The sequence below is a fragment of the Nocardioides marinquilinus genome (assembly GCF_039543705.1).
In the GTDB taxonomy this organism is placed as follows: domain Bacteria; phylum Actinomycetota; class Actinomycetes; order Propionibacteriales; family Nocardioidaceae; genus Nocardioides; species Nocardioides marinquilinus.
This window is the reverse complement of record NZ_BAABKG010000005.1, coordinates 111,155-126,296: the sequence shown is the minus strand read 5'-3', so window position 1 is coordinate 126,296 and position 15,142 is coordinate 111,155. Positions and strand designations below refer to the sequence as shown.

The 15,142-nt window shown below is 74.5% G+C and carries 13 protein-coding genes and 1 tRNA gene; 11 read left to right on the top strand and 3 right to left on the bottom strand.

What is annotated here, in order from left to right; translation table 11 throughout:
• The first annotated feature begins 130 nt into the window (after window positions 1-130).
• From mfd to ABEA04_RS18495, 3 genes are read left to right on the top strand one after another with little or no spacing between them, the layout of a single operon-like run.
• Window positions 131-3,682 (top strand): transcription-repair coupling factor, encoded by a 3,552-nt coding sequence (mfd, locus tag ABEA04_RS18505; RefSeq protein WP_345462177.1) that lies wholly within the window; start codon window positions 131-133, stop codon window positions 3,680-3,682.
• Window positions 3,679-4,398 (top strand): hypothetical protein, encoded by a 720-nt coding sequence (locus ABEA04_RS18500; RefSeq protein ID WP_345462174.1) that lies wholly within the window; start codon window positions 3,679-3,681, stop codon window positions 4,396-4,398. Before mfd ends, ABEA04_RS18500 begins: the two co-directional genes overlap by 4 nt.
• Window positions 4,399-4,429: 31 nt before the next feature.
• Window positions 4,430-5,728 (top strand): MazG nucleotide pyrophosphohydrolase domain-containing protein, encoded by a 1,299-nt coding sequence (locus ABEA04_RS18495; RefSeq protein WP_345462171.1) that lies wholly within the window; start codon window positions 4,430-4,432, stop codon window positions 5,726-5,728.
• Window positions 5,729-5,762: 34 nt separating this feature from the next.
• On the opposite strand, the gene ABEA04_RS18490 is transcribed toward ABEA04_RS18495, so the two are convergent.
• Together ABEA04_RS18490 and ABEA04_RS18485 are read right to left on the bottom strand one after the other, a co-directional pair.
• Window positions 5,763-6,671 (bottom strand): hypothetical protein, encoded by a 909-nt coding sequence (locus ABEA04_RS18490; RefSeq protein ID WP_345462168.1) that lies wholly within the window; start codon window positions 6,669-6,671, stop codon window positions 5,763-5,765.
• A 109-nt stretch (window positions 6,672-6,780) separates the two neighbouring features.
• On the bottom strand, window positions 6,781-7,647 hold the full coding sequence (locus ABEA04_RS18485) for a zinc metalloprotease (RefSeq protein WP_345462165.1): 867 nt from the start codon (window positions 7,645-7,647) through the stop codon (window positions 6,781-6,783).
• Between the two features lie 275 nt (window positions 7,648-7,922).
• Between ABEA04_RS18485 and eno the strand changes: the two genes are divergently transcribed.
• The 8 genes from eno to ABEA04_RS18445 all read left to right on the top strand — a co-directional run bounded on the left by eno (window position 7,923) and on the right by ABEA04_RS18445 (window position 13,921).
• Window positions 7,923-9,200 (top strand): phosphopyruvate hydratase, encoded by a 1,278-nt coding sequence (gene eno, locus ABEA04_RS18480; RefSeq protein WP_345462162.1) that lies wholly within the window; start codon window positions 7,923-7,925, stop codon window positions 9,198-9,200.
• A gap of 31 nt (window positions 9,201-9,231) precedes the next feature.
• Window positions 9,232-9,930: an FtsB family cell division protein gene (locus tag ABEA04_RS18475; RefSeq protein WP_345462159.1), complete on the top strand. Its 699-nt coding sequence runs from the start codon at window positions 9,232-9,234 to the stop codon at window positions 9,928-9,930.
• Window positions 9,931-9,976: 46 nt separating this feature from the next.
• Window positions 9,977-10,462 carry a DUF501 domain-containing protein gene (locus tag ABEA04_RS18470; protein WP_345462156.1) on the top strand — a complete coding sequence of 162 codons (486 nt, stop codon included), beginning with the start codon at window positions 9,977-9,979 and terminating at the stop codon, window positions 10,460-10,462.
• The gene (locus ABEA04_RS18465) at window positions 10,459-11,385 is read left to right on the top strand and encodes a Ppx/GppA phosphatase family protein (RefSeq protein WP_345462154.1); all 927 of its coding nucleotides are present in this window, start codon (window positions 10,459-10,461) and stop codon (window positions 11,383-11,385) included. Before ABEA04_RS18470 ends, ABEA04_RS18465 begins: the two co-directional genes overlap by 4 nt.
• Window positions 11,382-12,086 (top strand): uracil-DNA glycosylase, encoded by a 705-nt coding sequence (locus ABEA04_RS18460; RefSeq protein ID WP_345462151.1) that lies wholly within the window; start codon window positions 11,382-11,384, stop codon window positions 12,084-12,086. Before ABEA04_RS18465 ends, ABEA04_RS18460 begins: the two co-directional genes overlap by 4 nt.
• A gap of 21 nt (window positions 12,087-12,107) precedes the next feature.
• Window positions 12,108-12,181 (top strand) — tRNA-Leu (locus tag ABEA04_RS18455).
• A 53-nt stretch (window positions 12,182-12,234) separates the two neighbouring features.
• Complete coding sequence (locus tag ABEA04_RS18450) at window positions 12,235-12,927, top strand: class I SAM-dependent methyltransferase (RefSeq protein ID WP_345462148.1); 693 nt, start codon at window positions 12,235-12,237, stop codon at window positions 12,925-12,927.
• Window positions 12,928-13,063: 136 nt separating this feature from the next.
• Window positions 13,064-13,921, top strand: coding sequence for a Bax inhibitor-1/YccA family protein (locus tag ABEA04_RS18445; RefSeq protein ID WP_345462145.1), 858 nt, complete (start codon window positions 13,064-13,066; stop codon window positions 13,919-13,921).
• Between the two features lie 125 nt (window positions 13,922-14,046).
• Here ABEA04_RS18445 and ABEA04_RS18440 read toward each other — a convergent pair whose 3' ends face one another.
• Window positions 14,047-15,096, bottom strand: coding sequence for an SGNH/GDSL hydrolase family protein (locus ABEA04_RS18440; RefSeq protein ID WP_345462142.1), 1,050 nt, complete (start codon window positions 15,094-15,096; stop codon window positions 14,047-14,049).
• Window positions 15,097-15,142 lie beyond the last annotated feature (46 nt).

Here is a 15,142-nt window from a genome sequence, read left to right as displayed (position 1 = left end):
CGCCACGGATGGGGGATGTCGGTGCGGGCTCCTAGACTCGAGGACGCGAGCCCCCGTCGTCCGCGGCGTGGGGCGTTCGCGCTGCCCTGCCGCCGCTGCACCCGCTGCTCGACCCGCCTCGGAGCCCTCGTTGTCGCTGCCCGACCTCGCCCGTCTCGTGCTCGCCTCGCCGCCCTACGTGCGGTTGACCGAGCGCGCCCGCGACGGCCGTGAGCCCACCCTCGACCTGACCGGGCCCGGCGCCCTGCGGCCGTTCGTCACCACCGCCCTCGCCGAGGCCGGTCGCACCGTGCTGGTGGTCACCGCCACCGGCCGCGAGGCCGAGGAGCTGGTGGCCGAGCTGGGCGACCTGCTCGGACGCGACGCCGTGGCCTACTACCCGAGCTGGGAGACGCTGCCGCACGAGCGGCTGAGCCCGCGCAGCGACACCGTCGGCACCCGGCTGGCCGTGCTGCGGCGGCTGCGCCACCCCGACCACGACGGCGCCACCGGCCCGCTGCGGGTGGTCGTCGCGCCGGTGCGCTCGGTGCTGCAGCCGCAGGTCAGGGGCCTCGGCGACCTCGAGCCGGTCGACCTGCGACCCGGCGACACCGTCTCGCTCGACGACCTCACCTCCCGCCTGTCGGGGGCGGCCTACTCGCGCGTCGACCTGGTCGAGAAGCGGGGCGAGTTCGCGGTGCGGGGCGGCATCGTCGACGTCTTCCCGCCCACCGAGGAGCACCCGCTGCGCGTCGAGCTGTGGGGCGACGACGTGGAGGAGATCCGCTCGTTCTCGGTCGCCGACCAGCGCACCCTCGACAAGGCCGAGCGGGTCTGGGCCCCGCCGTGCCGCGAGCTGCTGCTCACCGACGAGGTGCGCGCGCGGGCCGCCGAGCTCGGCCGCGCCCACCCGCAGCTGGTCGAGCTCACCGACAAGATCGCCGCCGGCATCGCCGTCGAGGGCATGGAGTCTCTCGCCCCGGTGCTGGTCGACGAGATGGAGCTGCTCGTCGACCTGGTGCCCGACAGCACCCACGTTCTGGTCCTCGACCCCGAGCGGGTCCGCACCCGCGCCCACGACCTCAACGCCACCAGCGAGGAGTTCCTGGGCGCCAGCTGGGCCGCGGCCGCCGGGGGCGGCACCGCCCCCATCGACCTGGGCGCGGCGTCCTTCCGCGAGCTGGGCGAGGTCCGGCAGCACGCGCTCGGGCGGGGGCTGGCCTGGTGGGCGCTCAGCCCGTTCGGCCTCGACGCGCCCCAGGGCCCCGACGTCGAGCACGACGTCGTCCTGCCCGCGACGCCGGCGCCGACCTACCACGGCGACGTCGAGCAGGCGATGACCGACCTCGAGCGGTGGCGGGCCGACGGCTGGCACGTCGTCGCCGTCCACCCCGGCCACGGGCCGGCGAAGCGGTTGGTCGAGGCGCTGGGCGAGCGCGACGTCCCGGCGCGGCTGCAGGACCCCTCGACCGGCTCGGGCGCCGACGGCGCGGTCGAGCCCGGCGTCGTCACCGTCACCTGCGGCGCGCTCGTGCACGGCTTCGTCGACGACACCGCCCGCATCGCGGTGCTCACCGGCGACGACATCACCGGCCAGCGCGGCGCCTCCACCCGCGACATGCGTGCCATGCCGGCGCGTCGCAAGCGCCAGATCGACCCGCTCGAGCTCAAGGCCGGCGACTACGTCGTCCACGGCCAGCACGGCGTCGGGCGGTTCGTCGAGATGCGCCAGCGCGAGGTGCAGGGCGCCACCCGCGAGTACCTCGTGCTCGAGTACGGCTCCAGCAAGCGCGGCGCGCCCAACGACCTCCTCTTCGTGCCGGCCGACGCGCTCGACCAGGTCACCCGCTACGTCGGCGGCGAGGCGCCGAGCCTCGACAAGCTCGGCGGTGCCGACTGGGCCAAGCGCAAGGGCCGCGCCCGCAAGGCGGTGCGTGAGATCGCCGCCGAGCTGATCAAGCTGTACGCCGCCCGCCAGGCCACCAAGGGCTTCGCCTTCGGCCCCGACACGCCCTGGCAGCGCGAGCTCGAGGACGCCTTCCCCTTCACCGAGACCCCCGACCAGCTGAGCACGGTCGAGGAGGTCAAGGGCGACATGCGCCAGGTCGTCCCGATGGACCGGCTGGTCTGCGGCGACGTCGGCTACGGCAAGACCGAGATCGCGGTGCGCGCGGCGTTCAAGGCCGTGCAGGACGGCAAGCAGGTCGCCGTCCTCGTGCCGACCACGCTGCTGGTCACCCAGCACCTCGGCACCTTCGCCGAGCGCATGGCCGGCTTCCCGGTCGTGGTGAAGGGCCTGAGCCGCTTCCAGACCGAGAAGGAGGCCCGCGAGGTCAGCGAGGGCCTGGCCGACGGCAGCGTCGACATCGTGATCGGCACCCACCGGCTGCTCAACCCCGACATCCGCCTGAAGGACCTCGGGCTGATCATCGTCGACGAGGAGCAGCGCTTCGGCGTCGAGCACAAGGAGCAGATGAAGCGGCTGCGCACCTCGGTCGACGTGCTCTCGATGAGCGCGACGCCGATCCCGCGCACGCTCGAGATGGCGGTCACCGGCATCCGCGAGATGTCGACCATCACCACCCCGCCCGAGGAGCGGCACCCGGTGCTGACCTACGTCGGCGCCTACGACGACCGGCAGGTCACCGCCGCGGTGCGCCGCGAGCTGCTGCGCGACGGCCAGGTCTTCTTCATCCACAACCGGGTGCAGTCGATCGACAAGGCGGCCGCGCGCATCCGCGAGCTGGTGCCCGAGGCCCGCGTGGCCACCGCCCACGGCCAGATGGGCGAGCACCAGCTCGAGCAGGTGATGCTCGACTTCTGGGAGAAGCGCTTCGACGTGCTGGTGTGCACGACCATCGTCGAGTCGGGGCTCGACGTCTCCAACGCCAACACGATGCTCATCGAGCGGGCCGACACCCTCGGTCTCTCCCAGCTGCACCAGCTGCGCGGGCGCGTGGGCCGCAGCCGCGAGCGGGCCTACGCCTACTTCCTCTACCCGGCCGAGAAGCCGCTCACCGAGACCGCCCACGAGCGGCTGGCCACCCTGGCCCAGCACTCCGACCTCGGCGGCGGCATGGCCATCGCCATGAAGGACCTCGAGATCCGCGGCGCGGGCAACCTGCTGGGCGGCGAGCAGTCCGGTCACATCGCCGACGTCGGCTTCGACCTCTACGTGCGGCTGGTCGGCGAGGCCGTGCGCGACTTCAAGGGCGAGGTCGACGACGAGCTCGACGAGGTGCGCATCGAGCTGCCGGTCGACGCCCACCTGCCCCACGACTACATCCCCTCCGAGCGGCTGCGCCTGGAGATGTACAAGCGCTTCGCCGAGGTGCGCAGCGACGACGACGTCGACCAGATCGCCGACGAGCTCGTCGACCGCTACGGCGAGCCGCCGAACGAGGTGGTGGCGCTGCAGCTGGTGGCCCGGTTCCGGGCCCGGGCCCGGCAGGCCGGCATCGGCGAGGTCACCATCGCGGGCAAGAACGTGCGGTTCGCCCCGGTGAGCCTGCCCGAGTCGCGCCAGGTGCGGCTGCAGCGGCTCTACCCGAAGTCCATCGTCAAGCAGCAGCTGGGCACGGTGCTCGTGCCGCGGCCCGGCCAGCCCCGCGCCACCGGCCGCCCGATCGAGGGCGTGGCCCTGCTTGAATGGGCGCGGGGCGTGATCGACAGCGTCCTCGACCCGAAGGAGCCAGCCGCGTGACCCGCGTGACCCCGTCTGTTCTGCGCCGTCCGACCGGTGCCGCCGCGTGCCTGGCCGGGCTCGCCGCGGCCGTGCTGCTCAGCGGGTGCGGCGTCGCCGAGACCCAGCCCGCGCCCGGCACCGCCGCCCGCGTGCAGGACGTCAGCGTCGAGTCGAGCACCGTCGACGAGGCCGCCACCAACGGCTGCAGCTTCCTGGCCGACAACCCGGCGGCGGGGGCGCAGGAGTCGCCCCGCTCCTCGCTGCGGCAGCGCATCACCGCCCAGCTCATCCAGCGGGCCGCCGTCGAGCAGATGCTCGACGAGACCGGCATCGCGATGCGCAGCCAGTACGACGCCGACGTCGCCGACATCGACAACCAGCTCGCGCTGCAGTACGTCGACGCCACGCCCGAGCAGGCCGACGCCGTCCGCCTGTCCGAGGAGGCCGGCGCCTACGTGCGCAACGGGCTGATCTCGATCGGCGAGTCGCTGCTGCGCGACGAGACCGACGAGGAGCCGGTCGACCAGGACTCCGGCACGCGCGGCGAGCAGGAGCTGCGCGAGTGGCTGAGCAGCCACGACGTGCAGATCAACCCGCAGTACCGGCTCTCGATCGACGACGAGGGCAACATCGTCGACGACTCGGTCGACCAGTCCGCGCAGCTGTCGGTGCCCGTCTCGAGCGCCGCGCCCGACGACGTCTCGGGCCTGCCGGCCGAGCAGCGCTGCGGCTGACGGCCCACCTCGGCCCGGCCGTGAGCGCCGCGTGAGCGAGCCCCTCGAGGAGTTTCGCGAGGTCATGCGCCGGCTGCGGGCCGAGTGCCCGTGGAAGCGCGCCCAGACCCACCGCTCGCTGGTGCGCTACCTGATCGAGGAGGCGCACGAGACCGCCGAGGCGATCGAGACCGGCACGGCCGCCGACGTCCGCGACGAGCTCGGCGACCTGCTGCTGCAGGTCTACTTCCACGCCGCCATCGCCGAGGAGACCGGCGCGTTCACCCTGGACGACGTCGCCTCCGGCATCGTGGCCAAGATGCGGCGCCGCAACCCGCACGTCTTCGGCGACGCCGAGGTCGCGGCCGACCCGGCCGCGGTCAACGAGCTGTGGGAGTCGGTCAAGGCCGGCGAGCGGGAGCGCCGCGACGTCGCCGACGGCATCGCGGTGACGCTGCCGGCGCTGCTGCGCGCGGCCAAGGTGCTCGAACGGCTCGAGCGGGCCGGTCGCGGCGGCTCGGGCGAGGGTGACGGCACCGCCGACGGCCCGGTGCTGCTGCTCGTGCCCAGCCCGCTGCTCGGCCCGGCCACCTGGGGCCCGGTGGCGTGGTGGCTGCGCGGCCGTGGCCACGAGGTCGTGGTGGCCGACCCCACCGCCCACCCGCCGACCCCCGCCGGCGTGGTCGAGTCCGTGCTCGCCGCGGCCGCCGGACGCGCCGTCGTCCTCGTCGTGCACAGCAACGCCGGGCTGTTCGCACCGCTGCTCGCCGAGCGCCTCGACGTGCGCGCCACGGTCTACGTCGACGCCGCCCTGGCCGACGGCGAGGGCGGGGTCGCGGCCGGCACGCCGCTCGCGCCGCCCTGGCTGCTCGACCGGGTACGGGCGCTCGCCGGCCCCGACGACGTGCTGCCCCCGTGGACGGCGTGGTGGGACGACGACGCCGTGGCCGCGCTGCTGCCCGACCCGGCCACGCGCGCCGCGGTCGAGGCCGAGCAGCGCCGGCTGCCGCTCGCCTACCTCGCCTCGACCGTGCCCGTGCCCGACGGGTGGACGACGGCGCCCGCGGCCTACCTCGCCCTCGGCGACGGCTACGCCGACGAGCGCGAGCAGGCCGGTGGCCACGGCTGGCCCGTCGCGACGCTGCCCGGCGGCCACCTGCACCAGCTGGTCGACCCGGCGGCGGTGGGCGGCGTCGTCCTCGACCTGCTCGAGCGCGCCCTCGACCTCCCGCCCGCCGACGCGCTCGGCGACCGGCTGCTCGGGCTGGTCGCGCAGGCCAACGAGCGCGGCGTCGACCCCGAGCAGGCGCTGCGCGACGCCGTCCGCCGTCGGCTGGCCGCCGCCGGCTGAGCGCCGGCTGTCAGGCGGTCGCGCGATCAGGCAGTCAGAGCGGGTCGTCGCTCAGCAGCACCGTCCGCGAGCCCACGGTGAACGACGCGTAGCCGTCGCCGACCCGGAACAGCGTCTGGTCGGGCTCCTCTGACAGCCGGACGGCGGTCACCTCGCGCGGCTCGCCGTCGGCGACGTCGAGGACCCTCACCGTGAGCCCGGTGCGGGCGTAGACCAGGTCGCCGCACAGGGCGGCGTACTCGTCGGCCTGGATCCCGACCGGGTCGCCGCCGGCGGCGTCGGTGACGGCGGCGGCCCCGGTCTCGGGGTCCTGGTAGAGCGTGCGCGTGGCCGAGACGCCGCTGCGCAGCAGGTCGGCGCCGTCGAACGTCACCAGCAGCGGGCGGGTGTCGGGGTCGGCCGGCCCGGGGTCGGTGGGCTCGCCGGTGGCGGCGTCGACGAACGCGTCGTCGACCTCCACGACCGGGTAGGGCGCGAGCAGCTCGGCACCGTTCTGGGCGGGCACGCTCCAGACCGTCGTCCCGTCGAGGGCGACGCGGAGCACCTCGTAGGGGCCACGACCGGTGAGGACGACGACGTCGCCGTCGACGGCACCGAGCACCTCGGGGTCGTCGAGGTCCTCGACCAGCGGCGTCACCGTGCCGTCGCGCAGCAGGTCGACGGAGTCGAAGGTGTCGTAGACGACGGTGCCGTCGACCACGGCGACCCCGTCGGCGTCCGCCTCGAGCGTCACCGACTCGTCGAGCTCGGTCGGGCAGTCGGGCGACGCGGCCTCGGTGGGGGAGGAGCCGGTCGCCGCCGGGGCGCCGGTGTCGTCGGGAGCGGCGGGAGCATCGGGGTCGCCGTCCGGGTCGTCGCCGCAGCCGGCGAGGGTCAGGCACAGGACGGCGCCGGCGACCCCGGCGACGAGGGCGGGCGGACGACGCACGGGGGAGCGGGGCACGCCCCCCGCATGCCCACGGGCGGCGCCGGCGAACCGTCGTCCGGACGCACACCGGCCCCCGGACGAGCGAGTGCTCGCCGGGGGCCGGGCGTGAGGTGGAGCGGTGCGGTCAGCCGTAGATCTCGGCCACGCCGGTCGCGTCGTCCGCCGAGAAGCTGAGGTCGTCCGACGTCCCGTTGCACTGGGGGTAGTGCATGATCGAGTTCGAGTCGTAGGCGGTCAGCGGGCGCCAGTTGTTGTCCTCGAAGCAGACGCCGCCGGCCTCGGGCCGGGTGTGCTCGTGGCGGAAGCCCAGCGTGTGCCCGAGCTCGTGGCCCAGGATGTTGCTGGGCGCCCAGCCCGAGCTGACCAGCGCGGTCGGGTTGACCAGCACGTTGCGCTCGTAGTCGCCCGAGCTCGGGAAGAACGCGCGGGCGATGTACTGGTTGGTGCTGGTGGGCTCGACCGAGAACAGCACCGAGTTGTTGCTCGTCGTGCAGTTGCTGTCGGCCGAGGAGACGTAGGTGAAGTTCACGCTCGAGGAGGCGTTCTCCCACAGGGCGGCACCCTGCGCCATCGCGTTGACCACCGTGGTCTTCGAGCTGCCGAAGGAGTTGCTCACGCAGTAGGTGAGGTTCTGGGCCTGCGAGGCGCTCCACACGTCGTCGCCGAAGCCGTCCTGGTTGACGATCAGGCCGTTCTCGGGCCCGCCCTTGCCGTCGGCGTGGTTGACCATGCGGCCGTAGTAGGCGCGCAGCTCCTCCAGGCTGCCGAGCGCCTCGTCGCCGTTGACGATCCACTGACCGTCCTTGTCGCGGAACGTGTCGGCCTTGAACTCCTGGAAGGAGGGGATGTCGTAGCCCGGCTTGACCACGCCGCTCTTGCCTCCCGACGTGTCGTCCGCGCCGGACGCCGCGGGGGTCAGGCCACCGCCGAGGCCGGCGGCGACGACCGCGACGGCGGCGAGGCAGATCGAGGTACGGCGAGGGTGCTTCATGGGGATCTCCTTGTGGGTTTTCGGTCCATGACGGCCGGTCCGGCCGCGGCGTGGCGCCGCGGCCCGGACCGGCCCCACCACGGTGCCGAGGGCAGGTGACCCGCGGGTAGGGGGAGAACCCTTGTCGTCGCCGTCCGGGTGCGGAGGGTTCCGGGTGGCGGCCACCAGACGGGCCGCGGTCGTGCGGACGTCGTCCGGTCACTAGCCTGGGACCGCCCGTCAGACCGCTGAGCCCAGACCGTCCCAGACCGTCCCCAGACCCCAGGAGCACCCCCGTGGCATCCATCGAAGCCGTCGGCGCCCGCGAGATCCTCGACTCGCGCGGCAACCCCACCGTCGAGGTCGAGGTCCTCCTCGACGACGGGGCGTTCGCCCGGGCCGCCGTGCCCAGCGGCGCCTCCACCGGGGCCTTCGAGGCGGTCGAGCTGCGCGACGGCGGCGACCGCTACCTCGGCAAGGGCGTCGGCCAGGCCGTCGAGGCGGTGCTCGACCGCATCGCCCCCGCGGTCATCGGCCTCGCCGCCGACGACCAGCGCCTGGTCGACCAGGCGATGATCGACCTCGACGGCACCCCCAACAAGGCCGAGCTCGGCGCCAACGCCATCCTCGGCGTCTCGCTCGCCGTCGCCCGGGCGGCGGCCGACTCCGCCGGCCTGCCGCTCTACCGCTACGTCGGCGGCCCCAACGCGCACGTGCTGCCGGTGCCGATGATGAACATCCTCAACGGTGGCGCCCACGCCGACTCCAACGTCGACGTCCAGGAGTTCATGGTCGCGCCGATCGGAGCCCCCACCTTCCGCGAGGCGCTGCGCTCGGGCGCCGAGGTCTACCACGCGTTGAAGTCGGTGCTGAAGAAGAAGGGCCTCTCGACCGGGCTCGGCGACGAGGGCGGCTTCGCGCCGAACCTCGAGAGCAACCGCGCCGCGCTCGACCTCATCGCCGAGGCCGTCGAGGCGTCGGGCCAGACGCTCGGCACCGACATCGCGCTCGCCATGGACGTCGCCGCCACCGAGTTCGCCGACGGCGGCACCTACACCTTCGAGGGCACCCCGAAGAGCAGCGACGAGATGGTCGCCTACTACGCCGGCCTGGTCGACGCCTACCCGATCGTCTCGATCGAGGACCCGCTCGACGAGGAGGACTGGGACGGCTGGAAGGCCCTCACCGACCAGCTCGGCAGCCGCATCCAGATCGTCGGCGACGACCTGTTCGTCACCAACGTCGAGCGGCTGCAGCGCGGCATCGACGGCGGCAACGCCAACGCCATGCTGGTGAAGGTCAACCAGATCGGCTCGCTCACCGAGACCCTCGACGCCGTCGACCTCGCCCACCGCGCCGGGTTCCGCAACATGATGAGCCACCGCTCCGGCGAGACCGAGGACACCACGATCGCCGACCTCGCCGTGGCCACGAACTGCGGCCAGATCAAGACCGGCGCGCCCGCCCGCTCCGACCGCGTCGCCAAGTACAACCAGCTGCTGCGCATCGAGGACGAGCTCGGCGACGCCGCCCGTTACGCCGGAGCCGGCGCCTTCCCGCGTTTCGTGCGCTGATCCGGGCCTCCCGCGGGGGAGGATGACGGGCATGGCACGGCAGTCGGGTCCCTCGCGTCCGTCGCCGCGACGCACCGGCCCCGCCCGGCCGGGTGCGTCGCGGGGGCGGCGCAGCCCGGCCCGCCCGTCGAGCACCTCGACCGGCGCCGCGGTGCGCGGGGCCACCGAGGCGCGGGGCGCCAGGGGCGTCGTGGACGGCGGGCCGACCGGCCGCCGTCCCCGCCCGACGCCGCGGCAGCCCGCCCGGCCGCCCCGGCGCTCGCGGCCGCGGCTGACCAGCCGGGCCGCGGTGCTGCTGATCCTGGTGGCCGTGCTCGCGGTCTCCTACGCCTCCTCGCTGCGGGCCTACCTCGACCAGCGCTCGCACCTCGACGACGTGCAGGCGCGCATCGCCGACAGCCGCGCGGCCATCGAGGCGCTCGAGCGCGAGAAGGAGCGTCTCGACGACCCCGCCTACGTCGAGCAGCAGGCGCGCGAGCGGCTCAACTACGTCATGCCCGGCGAGAAGCCGTTCGTGGTGCTGCGCGACGGCGAGCCCATCGAGGTCGAGAGCCGGCTCACCGACCCCTCCACCATCGACCCCCAGCAGCCGTCGCCGTGGTGGGACGACGCCTGGGACTCCATGCTCGTGGCCGGCGACCCGCCCCGGCGCACCGACCCGCTGCCGCGCGAGCGCATCAGCGACCCCGAGGGCGCCCCCACCGACGACGACGCCGCCGACGCCGACTAGCCACCCGGGCTCCACGGCGCACGACGGCGGGGCCGATGATGGGACCGTGATCGATCCCGAGGACGCCGAGGCCGTGCGCGCCCAGCTCGGTCGGCCGGCGCGCGGCGCGGCCGCGGTCGCGCACCGGTGCCCGTGCGGCAACCCCGACGTGGTGGCCACCGAGCCGCGGCTGCCCGACGGCACCCCGTTCCCGACCACCTACTACCTGACCTGCCCGCGCGCGGCGTCGCGCATCGGCACCCTCGAGGCGTCGGGCCTGATGGCGCAGATGCAGCAGCGGCTCGGCGAGGACGACGACCTCGCCGCCGCTTACCGCGCCGCCCACGAGGCCTACCTCGCCGACCGCACCGCGCTGGGCGAGGTCCCCGAGATCGCGGGCGTCTCGGCCGGCGGCATGCCCGACCGCGTCAAGTGCCTGCACTCGCTCGTCGGCCACGCGCTGGCCGCCGGCCGCGGGGTCAACCCGCTCGGCGACGAGGTGCTCGACGAGCTGGGGGAGTGGTGGGCGAGCGGGCCGTGCGTCCAGGCGTGACCGGGGCGCCGCTCGCGGCCGTCGACTGCGGCACCAACACCATCAAGCTGCTCGTCACCGGGCCCGACGGCGAGCAGGCCCGCGAGATGCGCATGGTGCGGCTCGGCCAGGACGTCGACCGCACCGGCCGGCTCGCCGACGCCGCGCTCGAGCGGGCGGCGTCCGCGCTGGAGGAGTACGCCGCGATCATGCGCGACCACGGCGTGGAGCGGCTGCGCTTCTGCGCCACCTCGGCCACCCGCGACGCCGCCAACGCCGACGTCTTCGCCGCCCTGGTGCGCGAGCGGCTCGGCGTCGACCCCGAGGTGCTCCCGGGCGCCGAGGAGGCCGCGCTCGCCTTCGCCGGCGCCGTGCGGGGGCTCGGCGACCGCATCGACCCCACGGCCGGGCCGGTGCTCGTCGTCGACGTCGGGGGCGGCTCGACCGAGCTGGTGCTGGGCGACGGGTCGGTGCCCACCGCCGCGGTCTCGATGGACGTCGGCTCGGTGCGACTGCACGAGCGGCACGTCGCCCACGACCCGCCGTCCGCCGCCGAGCTGGCCGCCGTGCGCGCCGACGTCGACGCCGCGCTCGACGCGGCCGGCGACGAGCACGGGGTGGACCCGGCCGTGGCCGTCACCGTGGTGGGTGTCGCGGGCACGGTCACCACCGTCGCCGCCGGCGTCCTCGGTCTGCCGGCCTACGACCGGGCCGCCCTCGACGGCGTCCGGCTCGCGGTCGCCGACGTGCGCGAGCACGTCGAGCGGCTCGTGGCGATGACGGTGGACGGGCGGCGCGCCCTGCCGTGGATGCACCCCGGCCGCGCCGACGTCATCGCGGCCGGTGCCGTGCTGCTGGTGCGCGTGCTCGAGCGCGCCCGGGCCGAGCAGCTGCTGGTCTCCGAGCACGACATCCTCGACGGCATCGCGTGGTCGATGGCATGAGCGCCGAGGCCGAGCTCGCCGCCCTCGACGAGCGCATCAGCGAGTGCCGCGCCTGCCCGCGGCTCGTCGAGTGGCGCGAGAGGGTGGCCCGCGAGAAGCGAGCCGCCTTCGCCGACCAGACCTACTGGGGCCGCCCGGTGCCCGGCTTCGGCGTCGCTCAGCCCGCCGTGCTCGTCGTCGGGCTGGCGCCCGCCGCGCACGGCGCCAACCGCACCGGCCGCATGTTCACCGGCGACCGCTCGGGCGACTGGCTCTACGCCTCGATGCACCGGGTCGGGATCGCGAACCAGCCCACCTCGGTCAGCGCCGACGACGGCCTCGCGCTGCGCGGCACCCGCGTGACCGCCCCCGTGCACTGCGCCCCGCCCGACAACAAGCCGACCACCGAGGAGAAGCAGCGCTGCTCGTCGTGGCTCGACGCCGAGCTGGCCCTGCTCGCCCCGAGCCTGCGGGTCGTCGTCGCGCTCGGCGGCATCGGCTGGGACGCCGCCCTCGGCGCCGTGCGCCGCGCCGGCTGGACCGTCCCCCGCCCCAAGCCCCGCTTCGGCCACGGCGCCGAGGCCGTGCTCGGCGCGCCGCACGGCGACGTCGTGCTGCTCGGCAGCTACCACCCCAGCCAGCAGAACACCTTCACCGGCCGCCTCACCGAGCCGATGCTCGACGACGTCCTCGGCCGCGCGGCTGCGATGATCGGCGCCTGATCCACCCTGGGTCAGCCAGCCGCCCCCGTATCCCAATCGGCAGAGGAAGCCGTCTTAAACACGGCGCAGTCTGGGTTCGAGTCCCAGCGGGGGCACCTCGCCCCGCCGACTTGTCCTCAGGTCGACCTGAAGTGACACCGTGCTCGGCATGAGCCACGGACACGACCACCAGCACGCCCACGCCCACGACGAAGGCCCCGACGACCTCGAGGCCCGCTGGGGCCAGGCGGCGTGGGACGAGCGCTACGCCGGGTCCGACCGCGTCTGGAGCGGCAACCCCAACCGGCGGCTGGTCGAGCAGGTGGAGGGCCTGACGCCCGGGCGCGCGGTCGACGTCGGCTGCGGCGAGGGCGCGGACGCCGTGTGGCTGGCCCGGCAGGGCTGGGAGGTCACGGCGGTCGACGTCTCGGAGGTGGCGCTCGGCAAGACCCGGGCGCACGCCGAGGAGGCCGGCGTGGCGGTGCGCACCGAGCGGGTCGACCTCGTCCGCGGCGACGCCCTGCCCGGGGGCGCCGGCGCCTTCGACCTGGTGAGCGTGCAGTTCCTGCACCCGCCGCAGCAGATGTTCGCCGAGATCCACGCCCGCCTCGGCCGGGCCGTCGCGCCCGGCGGACGGCTGCTCGTCGTGGGCCACCACTCGGTCGACTTCGACTCCGGCGCCCGCACCGGGCACGGCCCCGACCACATGTTCACCCCCGAGGACCTCGTCGCCGTCCTCGACCCCGAGGTGTGGCAGGTCGAGCTCGCCGAGGCCCAGGACCGCACCCAGGACCTGCCCGGCCACGGCCCGATCCGGGTCGTCGACACGGTGGTGCGCGCCGTCCACCGACCCGTCGGCTGAGGACTTGCTGAGACCGGGACCGCTCGGAACTATCCACGCCCTTCGGGGCGTTTACCCCGGTGAGGAGCCGTCTAGGATTGGTTCCGAACCAGGGGACCGTCACCGCGACGGCCACCAGGCCTCCAAGGAGGAGACCATGCAGAGCAACAATCCGGTGTTCCGGCGCTCGGAGGAGTTCAACCGGACCGCCACCTCGAACCAGACCTACGCGGGCTACGGACAGCCCTCCCAGTGGGGCACCGGACAGCCCAACGGACTCGGCTACAACGACGTCCGCGACGCGCCCACCTCCGGCGGCACCGGTCGGATGACGATCGACACCGTCGTCCAGAAGACCACGATCAGCCTCGGCGTCGTGATCCTGTCGGCGCTGGCCACCTGGGTGCTCACCGCCGACATCGACGCCTCGCGCTACGACGCCAACCTCGGCGGCCTGTACGCGGCGGCGACGATCGGTGCGCTCGGCGCCTTCGTGCTCTCGATGGTGAACTCGTTCAAGCGGGTCGTCAGCCCCGCGCTGGTCATCGCCTTCGCCGTCCTCGAGGGCGTGGCGCTCGGCGCGATCAGCAAGCTGTTCAACGCCATCTACGAGGGCAACGTCGTGATGGGCGCCGTCATCGGCACCTTCGCCGCCTTCGCCGGCACCCTGGCCGCCTACAAGTTCTTCAACATCCAGGTCGGCCAGAAGTTCAAGATGTTCGTCATCGCCGCCGTCTTCGGCATGATCGGCCTGAGCCTGGTCGAGCTGGTGCTCAGCCTGTTCGACGCCCAGATCGGCCTGTTCGGCGTGAGCGGCCTCGGCATGGTCACCGCCGTCATCGGCCTGGTGCTCGGTGTGTTCATGCTGATCCTCGACTTCGACTTCGTCGAGCAGGGCATCCGCAACGGCCTGCCCGAGCGCGAGTCGTGGCGCGCCGCGTTCGCGATGACCGTCAGCCTGGTCTGGATCTACACCAACCTGCTGCGCATCCTGGCCTTCTTCAGCCAGGACTGACCCACCGGTCGGGCGCAGCGCCCGCCTGACACCGCACCACCGCGAGGGCCCCGGGACGACGTCCCGGGGCCCTCGTGCGTGCCCGGCACCACCGCGCACCGGCCGGCCGGCGCCCCCGGAGCGCGCTAGGAGACGCTCTGGCCGCCGGCGTCGTGGCCGGCGTCCTCGCTGGTGCCCGGTGCCTCGCCCTCGGTCTGCGGACGACGCCGCCGGCGCCGCAGCTGCACGAACCGCTCGCGGACGCCGGGGCGGGCGTCGTCGAGCATGCTGCCGTCGAGCTCGGTGCCGGGCTCGTTGACGGCGTGCTGGGCGGCGCGGGTGACCGGGAGGACGCTGGCGCCGCGGGTGACCTCGAGGTGCGGCTCGTCGTCGGGCGCGAGGCCGACCGCGGCCAGCACCGTCGGCAGCAGCAGCCGCACCAGCGCGCGGTAGCCCTCGGCGGAGGGGTGGAACTGGTCGGGGCCGAACAGCAGGGCCGGGGCGGCGGCGAACTCCGGTCCCAGGATCGAGCCGAGCGAGATGGTGCGCCCGCCCTCCTCGAGGACCGCGACGGTCTGCGCGGCGGCCAGGCGCCGCGACCAGGCCCGGGCCACCTGCTTCAGGGGCGGCGCGATGGGCTTGATGGTGCCGAGGTCGGGGCAGGTGCCGACCACGACGGCCACCCCGGCCTCGGTGAGCCGGCGCACGCCGTCCGAGAGCTGGCGCACCGACTGCGACGGCGGCGTCACGTGGGTGACGTCGTTGGCGCCGACGAGGATCATCGCCACGTCGGGCTCGAAGGGCAGGGCGCGGTCGATCTGGCCGTCGAGGTCGGCCGAGACGGCGCCCACCCGGCACAGCGTGCGCAGGTAGACGCGGCGGTCGCCCTGCTCGGCCACGCCGCTGGCCAGCAGCGCGCCCGGGGTCTGCTCGACGCGGTCGACGCCGTAGCCGACCGCGCTGGAGTCGCCGAGCAGCGCGATCTTCACCGCCGGGCCGCCGCGACCGCGGCCGTACCAGCCCGACGGGTCGGGCACGGGGTCGGGCGAGGTCTCGCCGATGACCCGGCGGGCGAGCCTGGCCTCGGCGGTCAGGACGCCGTAGAGACCGGCGCCCAGCACCGACAGCCCGGCGCCGCCGTAGGCCGCCGCCGAGGCGACGCGGCGCGCCACGGCCGTCCCGCGCGACTCAGCCATCCCACCCGTTCACGGCCACGATCCTACGAATGCGAGGTGGTGGCCG

What these genes read in the sequence shown, in the direction of transcription:
- ABEA04_RS18485 (WP_345462165.1), bottom strand. Translation starts at nt 7,647, where the DNA reads ATGAAGCACCCTCGCCGTACCTCGATCTGCCTCGCCGCCGTCGCGGTC.
- ABEA04_RS18475 (WP_345462159.1), top strand. Translation starts at nt 9,232, where the DNA reads ATGGCACGGCAGTCGGGTCCCTCGCGTCCGTCGCCGCGACGCACCGGC.
- ABEA04_RS18460 (WP_345462151.1), top strand. Translation starts at nt 11,382, where the DNA reads ATGAGCGCCGAGGCCGAGCTCGCCGCCCTCGACGAGCGCATCAGCGAG.
- ABEA04_RS18450 (WP_345462148.1), top strand. Translation starts at nt 12,235, where the DNA reads ATGAGCCACGGACACGACCACCAGCACGCCCACGCCCACGACGAAGGC.
- ABEA04_RS18445 (WP_345462145.1), top strand. Translation starts at nt 13,064, where the DNA reads ATGCAGAGCAACAATCCGGTGTTCCGGCGCTCGGAGGAGTTCAACCGG.
- ABEA04_RS18440 (WP_345462142.1), bottom strand. Translation starts at nt 15,096, where the DNA reads ATGGCTGAGTCGCGCGGGACGGCCGTGGCGCGCCGCGTCGCCTCGGCG.